Annotated in this window: 13 protein-coding genes; 2 read left to right on the top strand and 11 right to left on the bottom strand. The window is 69.2% G+C overall.

Annotated features, from left to right (window positions below; all coding sequences use genetic code 11):
- The first annotated feature begins 114 nt into the window (after window positions 1-114).
- The gene (locus BDI24065_RS07265; protein ID WP_175030630.1) at window positions 115-876 is read left to right on the top strand and encodes a hypothetical protein; all 762 of its coding nucleotides are present in this window, start codon (window positions 115-117) and stop codon (window positions 874-876) included.
- Between the two features lie 309 nt (window positions 877-1,185).
- On the top strand, window positions 1,186-1,551 hold the full coding sequence (locus tag BDI24065_RS07260) for a hypothetical protein (protein ID WP_027787292.1): 366 nt from the start codon (window positions 1,186-1,188) through the stop codon (window positions 1,549-1,551).
- A 132-nt stretch (window positions 1,552-1,683) separates the two neighbouring features.
- On the opposite strand, the gene BDI24065_RS07255 is transcribed toward BDI24065_RS07260, so the two are convergent.
- From BDI24065_RS07255 to BDI24065_RS07205, 11 genes are all read right to left on the bottom strand, one after another.
- On the bottom strand, window positions 1,684-2,163 hold the full coding sequence (locus tag BDI24065_RS07255; RefSeq protein WP_174916934.1) for a DUF2501 domain-containing protein: 480 nt from the start codon (window positions 2,161-2,163) through the stop codon (window positions 1,684-1,686).
- Between the two features lie 216 nt (window positions 2,164-2,379).
- Window positions 2,380-3,618 (bottom strand): MFS transporter, encoded by a 1,239-nt coding sequence (locus tag BDI24065_RS07250; RefSeq protein ID WP_175030629.1) that lies wholly within the window; start codon window positions 3,616-3,618, stop codon window positions 2,380-2,382.
- A gap of 50 nt (window positions 3,619-3,668) precedes the next feature.
- Window positions 3,669-4,763 (bottom strand): 3-deoxy-7-phosphoheptulonate synthase, encoded by a 1,095-nt coding sequence (locus BDI24065_RS07245; RefSeq protein ID WP_175030628.1) that lies wholly within the window; start codon window positions 4,761-4,763, stop codon window positions 3,669-3,671.
- Window positions 4,764-4,791: 28 nt separating this feature from the next.
- Window positions 4,792-5,592 carry a 2,3-dihydro-2,3-dihydroxybenzoate dehydrogenase gene (locus BDI24065_RS07240; RefSeq protein ID WP_175030627.1) on the bottom strand — a complete coding sequence of 267 codons (801 nt, stop codon included), beginning with the start codon at window positions 5,590-5,592 and terminating at the stop codon, window positions 4,792-4,794.
- Window positions 5,589-9,506: a non-ribosomal peptide synthetase gene (locus BDI24065_RS07235; protein WP_175030626.1), complete on the bottom strand. Its 3,918-nt coding sequence runs from the start codon at window positions 9,504-9,506 to the stop codon at window positions 5,589-5,591. The genes BDI24065_RS07240 and BDI24065_RS07235 overlap by 4 nt, the downstream gene beginning before the upstream one ends.
- A 44-nt stretch (window positions 9,507-9,550) precedes the next feature.
- Window positions 9,551-9,874: a DUF2218 domain-containing protein gene (locus BDI24065_RS07230; protein ID WP_254609702.1), complete on the bottom strand. Its 324-nt coding sequence runs from the start codon at window positions 9,872-9,874 to the stop codon at window positions 9,551-9,553.
- The gene (locus BDI24065_RS07225) at window positions 9,871-10,746 is read right to left on the bottom strand and encodes an isochorismatase family protein (protein WP_175030624.1); all 876 of its coding nucleotides are present in this window, start codon (window positions 10,744-10,746) and stop codon (window positions 9,871-9,873) included. The genes BDI24065_RS07230 and BDI24065_RS07225 overlap by 4 nt, the downstream gene beginning before the upstream one ends.
- Window positions 10,747-10,809: 63 nt before the next feature.
- Window positions 10,810-12,426, bottom strand: a complete 1,617-nt coding sequence (locus BDI24065_RS07220; protein ID WP_175030623.1) for a (2,3-dihydroxybenzoyl)adenylate synthase — start codon at window positions 12,424-12,426, stop codon at window positions 10,810-10,812.
- Complete coding sequence (locus BDI24065_RS07215; protein ID WP_175030622.1) at window positions 12,423-13,607, bottom strand: isochorismate synthase; 1,185 nt, start codon at window positions 13,605-13,607, stop codon at window positions 12,423-12,425. The genes BDI24065_RS07220 and BDI24065_RS07215 overlap by 4 nt, the downstream gene beginning before the upstream one ends.
- 49 nt (window positions 13,608-13,656) lie before the next feature.
- Window positions 13,657-15,819, bottom strand: coding sequence for a TonB-dependent receptor domain-containing protein (locus BDI24065_RS07210; RefSeq protein WP_175030621.1), 2,163 nt, complete (start codon window positions 15,817-15,819; stop codon window positions 13,657-13,659).
- Window positions 15,820-15,935: 116 nt separating this feature from the next.
- Window positions 15,936-16,910 (bottom strand): helix-turn-helix transcriptional regulator, encoded by a 975-nt coding sequence (locus BDI24065_RS07205; protein WP_254609701.1) that lies wholly within the window; start codon window positions 16,908-16,910, stop codon window positions 15,936-15,938.
- Between the last annotated feature and the right edge of the window lie 72 nt (window positions 16,911-16,982).

Genomic DNA, 16,982 nt, shown 5'->3' with positions numbered 1-16,982 from the left:
CTCCAGGAAAGCCGACATTCTAGCGAGCGTTTCGGTCTGCCGGTGTGACGATTGACAGCCAATAGAAAGCTCTTTAGCCTCGGCGCCTCATTCATCATAAGAAAGGAGAATGCCTTGAGCATCCTGACCAAAATCGAGGGCGGCTATCTTCAGGTACTGCGCGTGATCGTGCTGTTGTTCGCGACCGCAGTCCTGATCGGCGGGGTCATATTCGGCGTGGTCGCACTCGATGCGCGCCTGTCGAAACCGCCGAAAGTCGATTCGGCCATCCAGGTCGATCCGGCATCGTTCGCGTGGGAGAACGATGCACCCGCCAAGGCCACGCCGGCTGCCAACGGCGCCGCGGCGAAGGACGACAACGCGTCGCCCGCGCTGCGCCTGTCGACGCAACTGTCCGGCATCGTGCAGAAGCATGGCCGGGCGGCCCTGTCGCCGGACTACGCGGTCGATCGCGACGCGTACGAGCCGTCGTTCCAGCGCGTGCTCGGTGACGACGACCATCCGGACGTCGCGTACTACGAGCAGCAGATCGCGTATCTCGACAAGGTGCTGTCGCGCACGGACGTCGCGGCCAGCGTCAAGAAGAAAGTCACCGGTCACGGCGACGAATATGCGCGCGAGCAGGCGTACACCGACGTCGTGTCGGCGGTCATGCGCGACTTCTCCGAGCGCTACGACGCACGCCGGACCGCGATCGACAACGAGAAGAAGGCCGCGGAAGAAACCGCTGCCGAGAACGGCCAGACCGCGCGCTACGCCGGCGTCGCCGCACTCGTCGCGCTGTATTCGTTCGTGTCGCTCGCGGTGCTGATCATCCTGATCCGCGTCGAGCGCAGCATCCGTTCGATCGCGCGTGCCACGCACACGACGACCTGAACCCGCTCATCCGCAGCCCGCGCGCCGGGCTGCGGCGGGCCCGGCAACGGGCCCGCTTCGCGGCGCAAGCGGCCGGTTTCCGGCCGCCTCCTCCCGCGCGGTTCCTCGCGCGTTCGCGCACTTTCCGTTCCCGCTGCCCGCTCACTCCGCCGTCGGCCATCCACGCCGGCGCAGCGCCCGTTTCGCCACCGCCATCTCAGCATCCTCCCGGGTGCGCGGCCGGGCCCGCATCGTGCTATGTTTTTATTATCGGCACCGGCCCATTGCAACCGGCGCCGCCCGGAATCGACGTATTTCGTGAGCGCTGCCATGTCCGACGCACCCCATACCCTCGGCTCGCAAGACCGCCTCGAGCTGCTTTGCTGGCTCACCTGCGGCAATCTCGGCGCGTTTTACCTCAACGAATCGTGGCCGGACGCCACGTTCCAGGTCCAGGCCGCGCACCGCTGGCTCGACCGCCATCACCGCCAGGCCGACTGGCTGGCCATTGCCAAGCTCGCGGCGCTCGCGCAGGACATCGCGAAGCGGCACGCCGGGTTCGTCGATGCGTCGTGGGCGCGCGACGCGGTCGAGGAAATCGTCGATACCGACGATCTCGACTATCGGGCGAAACTCGTGCAATGGGTCTACGAAGACTGCTGCAAGGCGCTCGCCGACAAGCGGCTGGCCGATTGAGTCCATGCGCGCGGGCCGCGGCATCGCGCTGCGGCCCGTCTCCTCATCGATGATTTGCGCGGGGCGGCCGAAATGACCTGCGGGTGCGGTACGCGTCGCACCGCCCCCCTGCGCCACCACGTACCGGGGCGCTTACAGCAGCGACTTCGCCTGCGTCAGAACCTTGTCGCAGATCTGCTTGGTCACCTGCTGCTTCAGGCCGCCGCCGCTCAGGTCGAGCTTGCTGCCGTTGCCGGCATCGAGGATCCCGCTGGCGCCGCTGGAATAGCCGCTGTCGGACGACGCGTTGCCGCCCAGCTTGCCCATCAGCGCGTCCTTCACCGACGACGCGCCGCCGGACGCCCCGCCGAGATAGTTGTTCTGGATGCAGAACTGCAGCAGGCCCGCGACATTGCCGGTGCTGCCCGGCATCAGCGACGAACCGCCACCGCCCGTCAACGCGCCGCCGAGGCCCCCGAGGTTGCCGAGCGCGCCGCCCGCGCTGCCGCCTGAATCGCCACCGCCGCCGACCTGCTTCAGGACATCGCCAAGCTGCGCATGCGCCACCGAAAACGGCGCGAGCAATCCGATCAGCGCGCCGGCAACGGTCGCGCGGTATAGACGTGCATTCATGTGAAGCCTCCCGGTTGTGACTGCGTGAGTACCGCGAATCGAATCCAAGGATACTCAATCAACGCGTGCATGACAGCCCCTGCGCCGCCGACAAACGCACGCGGCGGCCCGATTTCTCGACAATTTGACAAAGCTTGACGTAACGCACCGACTCGCCGGTCCATCGTTCGCGCGGCAAGCATGGCAACCTGCCGCACGGTGCCGGCACGTGCGCGGCTATGCGTCCGCCGCGCGCGCGCCCCGCCACGAAGCGGCGACGGAAACGAGCGCCAGGATCACGCCGATCGACGCGAACGGCACGGCCGGATGCAGCTCGTACAGCATCGCGCCGACCAGTGGCCCGATCACCATGCTGAGCCCCTGGGCCATCGACATCGCGCCCGCGCATGCAGCCTGCTCGTGCGGCGCCACCCGTGCGCTCGCCAGCGCCGCCACGGCCGGAAACGCCGCGCCCATCCCGCATGCGGCGACGAGATAGCTCGCACACAGCGCCAGCGGCTGGCCGGCCTCGGCCATCAGCACCGACGCGAATCCGGCGCCGCCCGCGAGCGCACCCCAGCGCAGCCACTGTGCCGGCGCAACCGACCGGAAACGCCCGACCAGCGCCTGCGTCACGATCAGCCCGAGGCCCGCGCTGCCGAGCGCATACCCGGTCGTGAGCGGCGCGGCCTGCGCACTCACGCCCAAGCGGTCGACCACGTAAAACCCGAGTGCGCTGTTCGCGATCATCACGGCGCTGTAAAGCGCCAGCGCGCTGAACCAGGGCAGCCGCAGGCGCGGCTCGGTCGGCTTCAGGCGAGGCGGTGCCTGCCGCACCGCCCCCTCGCGGCCGTCGCGCCGGCCGCGCAACCCGGCCAGTCCGGCGAGCGGCAACACCGCGAACACGGCCAACGCAAGCGTCATGTCGTACCCGGCGATCCAGCCCGCCAGCGGCGGCGCGACCACCATCCCGACGGCGCCTGCGGCGCCGAACCGGGCGATCGCCGCCGCGCGTCCCGTCACGGCCGTGCGGTCCGCGATCCACGCGGTCGCGGCGACCGGCAAGCCCGCGTAGCACCCCCCCATTGCCGCACGCGTGACGAGCAACGCGACGAAGCCGATCCAGACGGCCGGCACGGCCGTGCCGCCATCGCGCAGCGCCCAGCCGACGTACGCCGTCAGCAGCAGCGAACTCGCGATGAAACCGCCGATCGCCGCGCGCATGGCCGGCAGCCGGCCGCGCAGATCCGCGACTCGCGCCCAGCGCGGTGAGGCCAGCATCCACACGAGCCCGACGATGCCGATGATCGCGCCGACGTGCAGCGGTTCGAGGTGCATGCGCCGGGCCATCGGGCCGGCGATCGTGACGAACGCGTAGGTTCCCGCGACCATCGCGAAGTTCGCGAGCAGCAGCGGCAAAAAAGACGCGCCGGCATCGGCCGGCGGGTTCAGGGTGTCAGCGGAAGGAGTCGACATGATTCGTTCGTATTGGAGAAATGAAGGGGACCGGCCGGTACCGGCCACGGTCAGCCCGCTCGCGCGAGCAGGCGGTTTCGTGCATGCAGCAACGCATCCGCGGTCGCTTCCCAGCCGATGCACGGATCGGTCACCGAGCAGCCGTAGCGCAGCGCGCCGCCGAGCGGCTGCGCGCCGGTCTCGATGAAGCTTTCGAGCATCACGCCGCGAATCGCGTCGTCGCCCGCGCGCATCTGCTCGACGACGTCGTCGAGCACGGCCAGTTGCCGCATCGCCTGCTTGCCGCAATTCGCGTGCGAGCAATCGATCAGCACGTTCGCGGGCAAGCGGCTGGCCCGCAACACATCCGCCGCGGCCGCGACCGACGCGGTGTCGTAGTTCGGTCCATGCCGGCCGCCGCGCAGCACCAGATGCGCGTGCGGATTGCCGGCGCTGTGCAGCAGCGCGGGACGGCCGGCCCCGTCGATCCCGATGAACGTGTGCGGCCGCATGCTGGCCAGCATCGCGTGAGCCGCGACGTCGATCTGGCCGTCCGTCCCGTTCTTGAAACCGACCGGCATCGGCAGACCCGACGCCATCTCGCGATGGATCTGCGACTCGGTCGTGCGGGCGCCGACCGCCACCCAGCTCACCAGGTCGCCCAGATAATGCGGCGTCATCACGTCGAGCGCTTCGGTCGCGGCCGGCAACCCGATCGCGTTGATGTCGGCGAGCAGTTGCCGCGCGGTGCGCAGGCCGTCCTCGATGCGATGGCTGCCGTCGAGCCCCGGATCGTTGATCAGCCCCTTCCATCCGACCGTCGTGCGCGGCTTCTCGAAGTAGACGCGCATGACGATGCAGAACGCGTCCCGCACCTCGTGCGCGAGTGCGGCCAGCCGCCGCGCGTAGTCGAGCGCCGCGCCGGGATCGTGGACCGAGCATGGGCCGACGATGACGATCCGGCGCGCATCGCGCCGCTCGAGGATCGCGCGCAGCTCTGCGCGTCCCGCGTCGACGGTCGCCCGCGCGGCGAACGAGGCCGGCACGTCGCGGCGCAGTGCTTCGGGTGACGGCAGCGGCGCGCCGACACGCAGCCGCTCGTCGTGACGCGGCTGCGCGAATGCGCCTGCCGCGCCCTGTTCGGTACAGGCAGTGAGATGTTTCATGGCCGGGGTTCCGGAAACCGTTTGTGCGTCACACACCGAGCGTCGCGCCGCCGTCCACGCACAGCGTGTGCAACGTCACGTGACGCGACGCGTCGGACAGCAGGAACAGCACGGCGTCGGCGATATCGTCGGGGGTCGCGATGCGGCCGAGCGGAATGCCGTTCCGGTAGGTGCCGAGCGCCCCCGCAATGACCATTGCCGGGCCTTCGGGACCCTGCCAGAGCTGGCGCTGCATCGGCGTGTCGGTCGATCCCGGCGCGACGATGTTGCAGCGAATGCCGTGCGCGGCCAGTTCGAGGCCGAGGCAACGGGTGAACTGATGAGCCGCCGCCTTCGATGCCGCATAGGCCGCCATCTGCGTGCGCGGCACGAGCGCCGCATTCGACCCGACGGTCACGATGGCGCCTGCCCGGCGCGCGGCCATGAGCGGCGCAACCGCGCGCGACAGATGAAACACGCCGTCGGTATTGACCGCGAAGCAATGCGCCCAATCGTCGTCCGTCAGCGATGCCGCGCTTGAAAGCCGCAGCACGCCGGCAACGTTGGCCAGCATGCCGATCGGACCGACGGACGATTCCACCCGTTCGACGGCCGCCTGCACCGCACGCGCGTCGGCGACGTCGACCGCGAACGCGTGCACGCGCCCCGCCGCCGGCGGGTTGTCGGCGTTCGTGCGCGCCAGCGCGTCGCCATCCATGTCGAAGGCGGCCACGTCCACGCCGTGCGCGGCGAGCATGCGGACGAGCGCGGCGCCGATGCCGCGCGCCGCACCGGTCACGACGGCGATACCCGCCGGGAATGTCAGGTTCGTAGTGGTAGTGCTTTTCATCGATTCGAATTCCGTGATTGAAGGTCCTGGCCCGCCGCTGCGGCGAGCCGTTCGGTCAGGACCGCGCCGATCGCCGCCATCGGTTCGGGGTCCGACATGCCGTCGTGCGTGCAGTCGAGCGCATGGCAGGTCAGCATCCCGGGCGGCCGATGCGCATGCCAGCTCTCGGGCGTCGGCATGCCCTGCCGCTTGCGGGTCGCGTTGAAGAGCAGCAGTTCGCCGTCGTAGCGCGGCGTGGATGTCGCGCGAAACAGGCGCATCTGCCGCAGCGTCGCGGCGACGAGCGCATCGAGGCCTGCACCGCCGAGCGCCGCGAACGGACTGTTCGCGCGAAGCAGACGTTGACGCAGCACGGTGTCGGACAGGTCGGCCGTATCGAAGTCGCCGTTGACGGTCAGCAGGATCCGCAGCGCGTCGCCGCAGGCCGGCAGCGGCTGCGAGGCCCATGCCGACGACGGGTAGCTGTCCATCAGCGCGAGCGTGCCGACCGCCGCGCCGTCGCGCGCCAGCGCCGCCGCGACGCCGTAAGCGAGCGCGCCGCCGAGCGACCAGCCCAGCAGGTGATACGGCCCGTCGGGCTGCAATGCCCGTACGCGCCGCACATAGGACCGCACGAGCGCGTCGAAATCGGCCGCGTCGCACGTGTCGTCGACCGACAGCTGCAACCCGTCGATCGTCGCATCGGGCAGATAGGCCGCGAGCCGCAGGTAGCTCCACGCGAGGCCGTCGGCCGGATGGATGCAGATGAGACGCGGCGCGGCGCCCGGCGCCGACTGGATCGCCAGGTGTGGCGCAAACCCGTTGCGCTCGGTGCGCGGCCGGTACGGCAGCGGCGTGCGCAATGCAGCCGTCAGCATCGCGATCGTCGGATGCCGGAACAGCATCGAGACGGGCACGTCGCGCTCGAGTTCCGCCGCAAGCCTTGCGCTCGCCTGCATCGCCTGCAGCGACTTGCCGCCAATGTCGAAGAAATTGGCGTCCGGGGTCAGCGCGACATCGCCGAGCACGTTCCGCCATACGGCCATTACCTGCCGCTCGAGCACGCCGGCGCGCGGGTCGTCGGCCGCCTCGTCGCGCCGCGCATCGACCCGCTGCAGCGCGTTGCGATCGATCTTGCCGTTCGCGTTGCGCGGCAGCCGTTCGAGCACGTGCCAGCGGTCCGGAATCGCCGCTGCCGGCAGCCGCAGCGCCAGTTGCGTGCGCAACGCGGCAGGCTCGGCCGGCCCGGCGACGAATGCCGCGAGCGTCACCGTGCCTGCGCCGCTGCGGGATGCGACGACCGCAGCCTCGCGCACGTCCGGTTCGCGCAGCAGTGCGTCCTCGATCCCGCGCGGATCGATGCGCACGCCGCTGATCTTCACTTCGTGATCGATCCGGCCGTCGAAATACAGCCGGCCATCGTGCAGCGTCGCGAGATCGCCGGTGCGGTACGCACGCTGCCCGCCGCGCGGCAACGTGACGAAGCGTTCCGCCGTCAGCGCCGGATTGCCGGCATACGCGAGCGCCAGCCCGTCGCCGCACAGCACCAGTTCTCCGGTGCGCCCCGCGGCGACCGGGTACGCACGCTCGTCGACGATGCACGCATCGACGCCCGCACGCGGCGTGCCGATCGGCACCGGCTCTCCTTCCTGCCAGACAGCCTGCGGGCCGCCGATGCGCGCTGCGGTCGCGATGATCGTCGCTTCGGTCGGTCCGTAGGTATTGAGCAGCACCGTGTCCGGCAGGTGTGCGCGCCAGCGCCGGATCCGCTCCGGCAACGCGGCCTCGCCGCCGATGATCGTCAGGCGCACGCGGTCGAGCCGTCGTGCATGGCGCGCGTCGAGCGCATGCGCGAGCACGTGCCAGTAGGCGGTCGGCAGATCGAGCACGGTAATGCCGCGCCGCTCGACCTCGGCGGTAAATGTATCGACCGAATCGAGCATCGCATCGTCCCGCAGCACGAGCGTCGCGCCATGGCACAGCGTCGCGAAGATCTCCTCGAAGCTCGCGTCGAAATGCAGCGGCGCGAACTGCAGTACGCGATCGCCCGGCCCGATGCGATACAGGTCGCGCGTGCTCGCGACGAACTGGCCGAGCGCGCCGCGTCCGGTCAGCACGCCGTTCGGGCGGCCGGTCGACCCCGACGTGTACAGCAGATACGCGGGCAGCGCATCCGGCACCGGTTCGTCGCCGGCCGGCGCGGGCTGCGTCGTCGGCCCACGCGCCGCATCGAGATCGAGCACCGGGCATGCGCCCGCGCATGCCCGGTGCGCGCCGCGCGTGATGACGATCGCGGGCGCCGCGTCCTCGCGCATCGCGGCCGTGCGTTGCGGCGGCCCGTCCGGGTCGAGCGGCACGATGACGGCGCCGAGCTTCAGTACGGCCAGCATCGCCGCGATCACGTCCGGCGCGCGCGGCGCCGCGATCGCGACGCGCGTCTGCTGTGTCACGCCATGCCGGACGAGCTCGTCCGCCAGCGCCGCGGTGTCGGCGAGCAACGTGCGATAGTCGACGCGACGCTCGCCGGCTTCGATCGCCGTGTTCGCAGGTGCGTCGCGCGCCGCGCGTTCGATCAGCGCGATCACGTCGTCGTGCGGCCCGGGCAGCGGCGCGCCGCGCATGATCGATGGCGGCGGCAGGTCGTCGATCAGGCGCGCGACCGGTTCGTCCGCCGCACAAGCGGCGAACGTGTCGAGCCACTCCATGAAGCTTTGCGCGTACGCCGCGAGCGTGTCGGCGTCGTACGCGTTCGGATTGGCCTCGAGCGTCAGATGCCACGCGCCGCCACGCACGGCGAGCGTCACGTTCAGGTCCTTCACCGGCCCGCCGCTCACCGCGTGCGTATCGCTCGCCAGCCCGCGAAACGCGACCTGCCGCTCGAACGGCATCACGTTGACGGCCTGGTTGAACAGGAGCACGTTGCGCTCGAGCAGGCCCAGATCGCCGCGAATCCAGCCGTAGCGGTAGTAAAGATGCGGCCGGATCGCGCGCAACTGCTCCGAGCAGGCGCGCACGAGATCGCGCGGCGAATGACCCGCGTCGACATGCACGCGAAACGGTACGATGTTCATCGCCATGCAGGGCACACCGAGGGCCGCCGTGCCGAGCCGGTTCATCACCGGCAGCCCGAGCGTCAGGTCGCGCTGCCCGCCCTGTCTTGCCAGCCAGATCCCGGTCGCGCACAACAGCCACGCGTTCCAGTCGACGCCCGCGTGCGCCGCGGCGTCCCTGAGCCGGGCCAGCCGGGCGCCGTCGACCACGCGCGTGGCCCGCGCCGCTTCAGGGGCCACGTCCTGCTTCGGCGCGAGCACGAGCGGCGCGGGCATGTCGCGCAGGTATGCGCTCCAGAATGCCCGATCGGCTTCGAAGCCGCCGTTCGCGCGATAACGCGCCTCGGCTTCGACGACGCGATCCACGCGCCAATCGGGCAGCGCCGGCACGGGCACATTGCCGACCCGCGCGTTGTAGCGCGCCGCGACGGCTTGCTGCAGCAGCCCGTAGCCGAAGCCGTCCAGCGCGATGTGATGAACCTGCAGATACCACCAGTGCCGCGTCGGCGAGAGCCGCAGCAGCATCGTGCGATACAGCGGATCGGACGTGACGTCGCAGCACGCCGACAGCGCGGCCTTCATCCAGTCCCGTGCCGCCTGCTCGGGATCCGCTTGTGTCGACAGGTCCACGAGCGACAACCGCGTGGCCGGTGCGCGGCGACATTGCCAGAGCGTATCGTCGGCCCAGGCAAAACGCATGTGCAGCGCATCGGCATGATCGAGCACCGCCTCGACGCTCCCGGTGAGCGCGTCAACGTCGAGCGCGCCGTCGAGTTCGATGATTTCGGCTGTCAGGTAGCCCGGATCGTCGGGATCGACCTGCTGCGCGACCCAGATCCCGTATTGCGCGGATGTCGCGCGTATCGGTTGTTCTTCGAGTTGCATGAATGGAGATATCGCGAATAAGCGTTGAACCGGAATTCAGGCCGTCAGTCGGCCTGCTGCCACGCAATCACGAGCTCGCGATTGCGCGACATCAGCACCAGGTGCTCGTCCATCACGTACTGGATCTGCGCGAGCTTGTCGGCCGAATCGGCTTCGCAGCGCAGCCACAGCCGATCGTCGACTCGCCGCATCCGGCAGGTTCCGTACGGGAAGTCGACGGTCGCGCGGTGCTCGTCGAATACGACAGGCACCTTGATCGCGTAGTGCTTGCACAGCTTGAACAGCACTCGATCGGCCTGCGCCAGCGTGACTTCCGCCGTGCTGGCAAACGGCGCCGGATGGATGCCGGGCGCGTCATGCACCGTCACGCCGGCACCTGTGCGGTGCGTTGCAGCAGGCTCGCCCATGCTTCGAGCGTCGGCTGTTCGGCGAGCTGGACGAACGTAACGTCGTGTCCGTCGGCCCGCCACTGCTCGACGAACGTCATCATGCGGATCGAATCGACGCCGCAATCGATGAGGTTGGCGTCCGCGCGCAGCGTCGCGGCCGGAACGCGCAGGCTTCCGGCGACCAGCCGTGCGACGTCGTCGAGCGTCGGCGGTGCGAGATCGTCATGGGCCGCGCCGACGAGCATGTCGACCGACACGACGCTGCCGCAGCGCCCCGCGACGTAATCGAGCGCCATCCGGTGCTCACGTTCGGAGAAATCCGCGAGCGCATCGCCGACGAAAAACGGCTTGATGTCGCGCATGAACGCATCGCATGCGGTCATCAGGCAGCCGATGTGCGCGTAGATCCCGCAGATCGCGAGCTGGTCGCGCCCCTGTGCGCTCAGCCGAGCCTCGAGATCCGAGCGCCGGAAGGCGCTGTAGCGCCACTTGTCGAGCACCGTGTCGCCGGGCGCCGGCGCGACGATCTCGCTGATCGCCGTGCGCGCCGGCTGCGCGGTCAGGCCCGGGCCCCACATGTCGGTCAGGAGCGCACGATCCGCCGGCGCCTGGGTCGCCGGCTGCGCGGTGTAGTAAACGGGCATCCCCGTTGCATGCGCGAAATCGATCAGGCGCCGCACACCGGCAAGCAACGACGGCACCGGCGATGCGCCGCGATCGTAGAAATCGAGGAAATAGTCCTGCATGTCGTGCACGAGCAGCGCCGCGCGTCGCGGCTCGAACTGCCAGGTCACGCGGTTGGCCGGCAGGTCTGCCGGCATCGGATAGGAAGCGATTTTCGGAATGGCCATGTTGGAATGTGTGGTGAAGCGTCGTGAAAATGAATGTTTCCGGCATTACCTGAGCGCCGGACATCAGGCTGGCGCGTCGGCCAGGCAATCGGCGATGCGTTGCCGCAACGCCCGCTTGTCGATCTTGCCCACCGGGGTCTTCGGGAACGCGTCGACGAACTCGATCCGGTCCGGCACCTTGTAGGTCGCAACACCCTGCTCGCGCACGAACCGCACGAGATCCGCCGCGCTCGGCGCCGCGGATCCGCGAATCACGTACGCGCAACTGCGCTCGCCGAGATACGGGTCAGGCATCGGCACGAGTGCCGCGTCGGCAACGCCGGGATGCGCCAGCAGCAAATGCTCGATCTCCTCCGCGGGAATCTTCTCGCCGCCCCGATTGATCTGGTCCTTCGCGCGCCCCTCGACGACGAGATAGCCGCCGTCTGCGATCCGCACGCGATCGCCGGTGCGGTAGAAGCCGTCCGCCGTGAACGCGCGTGCGTTGTGTACCGGCGCGTCGTAGTAGCCGCGGATCGTGTACGGGCCGCGCGTCAGCAGGTGACCGACCTCGCCCGGCCCGACCGGTCGATCGTCGTCGTCGACCACGAGAATCTCGTCGTCAGGCGAGATCGGCCGCCCTTGCGTGGCGATCACGACGTCGCGCGGATCGCCCAACCGCGTGTAGTTGACGAGCCCCTCCGCCATCCCGAACACCTGCTGGAGCTGCGCGCCGAAGCCATCCGCCGCGCGCGCGGCCAGTGCCGGATCGAATCTCGCCCCGCCGACCTGCACGAGTTCGAGACTCGTCGGCGCGCCGCCGCGTCGCGCAGTTGCGTTCAGCCAGACGAGCACGAGCGGCGGCACGAGCGCGACCACGCTGACACGTTCACGCTCGACCAGGTCGAACGCAACGTCGGGGCTGGCGCTGTCGCACAGCACGACCGTGCCGCCCGCGTCGAATACCCCGAGCGAGCCCGGCGAGCTGAGAGCGTAGTTGTGCGCGGCCGGCAGCGCGGCAAGATAGACGGTCCGTTCGCTCAGCCCGCAGATGCGCGCGCTCTCCCGCACGCTGTACAGATAATCGTCGTGCGTGCGCGGAATCAGCTTCGGCGTGCCCGTGCTGCCGCCCGACAACTGCAGGAACGCCACGTCGTGCGCGGCCGGCCCGGGCGGCAATGCGACCTCCGGTGCATCGGGCAGATCGAGCCCTGCGTTGCCCGGCGTCGTGAACAGCACGTGCTTCAGCGTCGGCGCATCGGCCTGTACGTCGCGCGCGAGCGACCGGTAGTCGAACCCGTCGTGCGATGGCGCCGCGATGTAGGCCACCGCACCCGCGTGCCGGCAAAAGAAGCCGATCTCGCGACGCCGGTGCGCGGGCAACGCGAAAACCGGTAGCGCGCCGATGCTGAACAACGCGAACGTTGTAGCAAAGAAGGCAACGCAGTTCGGCAGTTGCAACACCACGCGATCGCCCGGCGCGATACCCGCCGCGCTCAGCGCGCGCGCAATGCGCTGCGCCTCGGCCGCGAGCGTCCGGTACGACCAGCGAAGATCGCCCTGCACGAGCGCCGTCCGTTCGCCGAATTGCGCGACGCGCGCATCGAACCAACGGGCGAACGATTCGCCGCGCCAATAGCCCTTTCTGCGGTATGTGTCGGCCAGCGCGGCCGGCCACGGCGTGCCGTGCGCAATCGTCATGCCGCCTCCCGGGCGCCGCCCGATGCCGCGTCGCGGCCAATCCCCAGTGCATCCAGCATCGTCCTGAACTTGGCCGCCGTTTCGGCCCGCTCGCCGTCGGGCGTCGACTCGGCGACGACGCCTGCCCCCGCATAGAGCCGTAGCGTGCGATCGAACGCTTGCGCGCAGCGGATCGTCACGATCCATTCGCCATCGCCGTGCGTATCGACCCAGCCGAGCATCCCCGCGTAGAACCCGCGGTCGAACGGCTCGGCCGCGCGAATGCATGCGCGGGCCGCGTCACGCGGCGCGCCGCAGACCGCGGGCGTCGGATGCAGCGCAAGCGCGAGCGTCAACGCGTCGGCCTGCGTTTCGCCGCGCACTTCGGTGGACAGGTGCCACATCGTTTCGGTGTGCATCAGCGACGGGCGCGCCGGCACGTCGAGATGCGAGCAGAACGGCGCGAGGCTGTCGCGCACCGCCTCGACGACGACCCGGTGCTCGTCGAGATCCTTGGCCGAATCCAGCAGCGCCTCCGCGCGACGGCGATCCTCGACGGGGTCGCGGCTGCGCGGCGCCGAGCCGGCCAGCGGATTTGCGCGCACGACGCCGCCGAAGCGGTTCACGAGCAGTTCCGGGCTCGCGCCGAGCAGCGTGCACCCCGCGCCGAGATCGACGGAAAACGTATAGCCGTGCGGGTTGCGTGCCGCGAGACGCGCGACGAGCGGTGCGACGTCGACAGGCTGCTCGCCGTCGACTTCGAGCGTGCGCGCCAGCACGACCTTGTCGAGTTCGCCCGCGCGAATACGCGCGACCGCATGCGCCACCGCGTCGCCATAGGCGTCGGCCGCCGGCACCTCGCGCGTGGCATAGCGCATTCCGGACGGCTCCGGCACCCGCGGCACGCCGGACGGTGCCGCACGCAGCATCGTGTGCGCCACCCGCAGCGCGGCCGGCGTATCTGCGTCGAACGGCACGGCGCCGACCACCGCTGCGCCGGCATACCCGTTCGCCTGCGCACGACGCAGCGCCTCTGCCACGCGCGTGGCCAGCGGCGTATCCTCATGTGGAATCGCTTCCGCCGGATCGGCTGCGAGCAGCGTATGGGCCGGAGTCGCCAGGAACAGCGCCGCATCGGCACGATAGAGTTCCCATATGTTATGGGGTACTAAAAGACTAGAAGGATGCGATATCGCATTCATCTCATTCATCTCCAGATTGAAGGGCCGGCGCATCGCACCGGCCGTGCCGTCACATTTCGGCGGTGAGGCTCACCGCGACGCGGCGCCCCTGATCGATCAGCCAGTTGCCGCTCAGGCCGGTCGTGCGCGTGCGATCGTCGATCGGAACCATCTTGTTGGTCAGGTTCAGCACCGCGAAGTTGACGGAGAAACGCTTGTCGATCCGGTAGCGGCCGCCGAGATCGAAGGTGGTCGTCGACGGCCGCTCGCGAACACCCTGCGCGCCGTTGCGGAACGCCGCCCAGTATTCGCTGCCGATGTAGTTCGCCGTCGCGTACAGATCGAGCTTGGCAGTCGGCGTCCAGTCGACCTGCACGTTGAATTTGTGCTTGGGCGTCTTGTCGAGCGGATAGCCGTCGAGCGAGCCGCCGTTGAACGCCTTCTCGCCGCTGCCCTCGCGGCGCGACTGGGTCAGCGTGTAGGTGCCCGACACCTTCAGCGTACGCAGCACGCGCGTGCCCGCGCCGAGTTCGAGGCCGTACAGCTTGACCCGGTCGATGTTGTCGTACACGTAGATGTTGCGGCCCGGCGAGCGCGGATCGGCCTTGCCCGTGTCGTAGCTGGCCACCTTGTTCTTGAACAGGTTGTTGAAGAGCGTCAGCCCCGCATACGTGTCGCCCAGGTCGTAGCGCACGCCGAGTTCCTCGGTCAGGCTCGTCTCGGGCTTGAGATCCGGATTGCCGCACAGCGTGCCGGGCATCGCCCCCGCCGCGCCGCCCGACGTCATGCAGTAGCCGCCCGTGCTCTGGCGCAACGACGGCGGCCGGAAGCCCGTCGACACACCGCCACGCACCGTCCACGCCTGGCTGAGCTTGTAGACGCCGTAGATGCGCGGGCTCACGTGGCTGCCGTAGCGATCGTCGTGATCGAGCCGCACGCCGGTCGTCAGCGTAAACCGGTCGTTGAAGAAGTAGTCGTTTTCACCGAACAGCGCCCACGCATTGCGCCGGATGCGGTCCGAGTTCGCCGCGTGGCCCTTCGGCACCGCGTCCTGGCGGGCCACGCCCGACAGCGTCGACCAGATATGCTGGCCACCGACCGTCAGGATGTTGCGCTCGCCCCACCACGGCACCTCTGCCTTGCCTTCAAGGATCGTGTCGGTCAGCGCGGGCTTGATCGCGTCGCGGCCGGCCGGCGTCCACTGGTCCTGCACGCCGCGCTCGCCATAGAGCGACAGCGTGGTGTTGCCGAAACCCCATCGACCGTCGTGCGTGATGCCCCAGTAGTCGCGGACGTGGCGCGTCTCGGTCACCGCCGACGCGGCCGTGCGCGGCGTGAGCGGCGCCGCGCTCTTGCCCGGTGTACTCAGGTAGGTCAGTTGCTCGCGCCCGATGTTCACGCTCACGTCCTGGTTGCGCGTGGGCTTCGCCGCGAGCTTCACGTCGAAGCTGCCGATCCGCTGCCCGTTCGCGCCGCCGGTGCCGCTGTTCGCGTAATAGATGTCATCCTCGCCACGGTGCAGGAGACGACCGGACGCCTGCAGCCCGAGCACGTCGGATTTCAGCGGGCCGCCGAGCCAGAAGTCGACGCTCTGCGTATCGCCCTGGTTCGATTCAAGCTGCCACACGCTGCCGGCCGTGATCGTGCCGCCCCAGCGCTTCGGTACCTTGCGCGTGATCACGTTGATCACGCCACCCATCGCATCTGCGCCGTACAGCGACGACATCGGCCCGCGCACGACCTCGATCCGCTCGATCGCGGACAGCGGCGGCATCAGGTTCGACTGCACGCCCGAGCTGCCGCGGTTCATCGTTTCCCGCGTGTTCTGGCGGCGGCCGTCGACCAGCAGCAGCGTGTATTCGCCGGGCATCCCGCGAATCGAGATATCCTGGTCGTTCGGCGACGCGCCGACGACGCTTACGCCTTCGACGTTGCCGACGATCTCGGCAACCGACGTATAAGGCTTCGCCGCGATATCGTCGCGACCGATCACGGAGATGCTCGCGGGCGCTTCCCGGATCGCCTGCTCGCGACGGCTGGCCGTCACGACGATTTCCTTCAGTACGGCCGGATCGGGTGGATCGCCGGCAACCGTCTGAACCGGGACGGCGGATGCGCCGGCGGGCCCGGCGGGCCGATCAGGTGTCTGCGCCCACGCGCTCGACACGCCCATCAGGTACAGGCCGGCGACGACAACCGGCTTCAATGCAAGGTTTGCAGCTTGACTCGACATGGTGGCGCTTTCGATGTTTCAGAATGTGATTGATTCTCATTTACATTATGAAACATGTAATGCGCCGAAATCTTTGCGTAAGCTACGAACTCGTTTGAGTGGCGGCTGCCGCGGCGTCAGCGATGGTCGCTGCGGCGCGCGAGCGTCGGCGTGACGCCGAAGCGGCGCTTGTAGGCGGTCGCGAAGTTCGCGGCGCTCGTATAGCCCGCAAGCGCCGCGGCCTGCTTGACGCTCACCGCGTCGCGCTCGAGGGCCAGCCGCGCGCGCTGCAGGTGATGTTCGCGAATGAAGTCGAACACCGTCGTGCCGTAGGCAGCACGGAACTGCCGCTGCATCGCGTTGGTACTCATTCCGGCATGGCGCGCGATATCGTCGAGCGACAAATCCTGGGCGGCATCGCTCGCCAGGAAGGCCCGCAATTCCGCCATCCGGCGGTAGTCGCGCGAGCCGAGCGCCTTTTCCGGCGCCTGCGCTGCGTCCACCGCCTCCACCTCGAGCGGCGCGAACGCCTCGGCAAGCAATTCCAGCACACGGCTCTCGAGATAGATCGCCTGCAGCATCGGCTGATAGGTCGGCGGACGCACAATCTGCTCGGCCAGCGCGGTCGCACGCGGCGTCGGCTGCCAGAAGCGGATCGCCAGATGCGCGGACAGCATCGCGTCGAGGCGCTCCGGCAACACACCGCTGCTCGCGGCCTGCAGATGCCCCAGCCACTCGCCCGACATCGCAAGGCTGAGCCGCCGCGCATAGCCGCCCTTGCTGAGCCGGCGGCGGAACGTATCCGGCTGCACCGCGTTGAGCAGGAACGACTGCATCCGCACCGCCGGCTGCGGCACCGGGGCCCGATTCGCCCGGCGCGCGTCCGTCGTCAGCACCACGCGCCGATCGCCGTACGACACGTCGAGCGCGCCTTCGAGCAGCAGCACGAGATGCAGGCCAGGCGTGCACTGCCCCGACATCACCGCATCGAATTCGTCGGTCGCGTCGTCCGCGTGGATGCGCAAGCCCGGACGCACCTCGCGGATCCGCGCAACGTGCGCATCGTGGCGATTGCCGCCGGATTGGAAAGCAGCTTGCGTCTGCGCTGTCATGTCGTGATACCCCGTTGCGTGCGCGCTGCGCCCGCACAAACTATTTCGTCGCTGGATCAAACGGCCGGCGTC

This window comes from Burkholderia lata (assembly GCF_902499025.1).
Classification (GTDB): domain Bacteria; phylum Pseudomonadota; class Gammaproteobacteria; order Burkholderiales; family Burkholderiaceae; genus Burkholderia; species Burkholderia lata_C.
This window is presented reverse-complemented; position numbering and strand designations above follow the sequence as displayed.

Bases quoted from the DNA above. Each gene is read 5' to 3' on its own strand.
- BDI24065_RS07210 (WP_175030621.1), bottom strand. From the start codon at position 15,819: ATGTCGAGTCAAGCTGCAAACCTTGCATTGAAGCCGGTTGTCGTCGCC.
- BDI24065_RS07225 (WP_175030624.1), bottom strand. From the start codon at position 10,746: ATGGCCATTCCGAAAATCGCTTCCTATCCGATGCCGGCAGACCTGCCG.
- BDI24065_RS07240 (WP_175030627.1), bottom strand. From the start codon at position 5,592: ATGAAAAGCACTACCACTACGAACCTGACATTCCCGGCGGGTATCGCC.
- BDI24065_RS07205 (WP_254609701.1), bottom strand. From the start codon at position 16,910: ATGACAGCGCAGACGCAAGCTGCTTTCCAATCCGGCGGCAATCGCCAC.
- BDI24065_RS07220 (WP_175030623.1), bottom strand. From the start codon at position 12,426: ATGACGATTGCGCACGGCACGCCGTGGCCGGCCGCGCTGGCCGACACA.
- BDI24065_RS07255 (WP_174916934.1), bottom strand. From the start codon at position 2,163: ATGAATGCACGTCTATACCGCGCGACCGTTGCCGGCGCGCTGATCGGA.
- BDI24065_RS07235 (WP_175030626.1), bottom strand. From the start codon at position 9,506: ATGCAACTCGAAGAACAACCGATACGCGCGACATCCGCGCAATACGGG.
- BDI24065_RS07260 (WP_027787292.1), top strand. From the start codon at position 1,186: ATGTCCGACGCACCCCATACCCTCGGCTCGCAAGACCGCCTCGAGCTG.
- BDI24065_RS07245 (WP_175030628.1), bottom strand. From the start codon at position 4,763: ATGAAACATCTCACTGCCTGTACCGAACAGGGCGCGGCAGGCGCATTC.
- BDI24065_RS07250 (WP_175030629.1), bottom strand. From the start codon at position 3,618: ATGTCGACTCCTTCCGCTGACACCCTGAACCCGCCGGCCGATGCCGGC.
- BDI24065_RS07215 (WP_175030622.1), bottom strand. From the start codon at position 13,607: ATGAATGCGATATCGCATCCTTCTAGTCTTTTAGTACCCCATAACATA.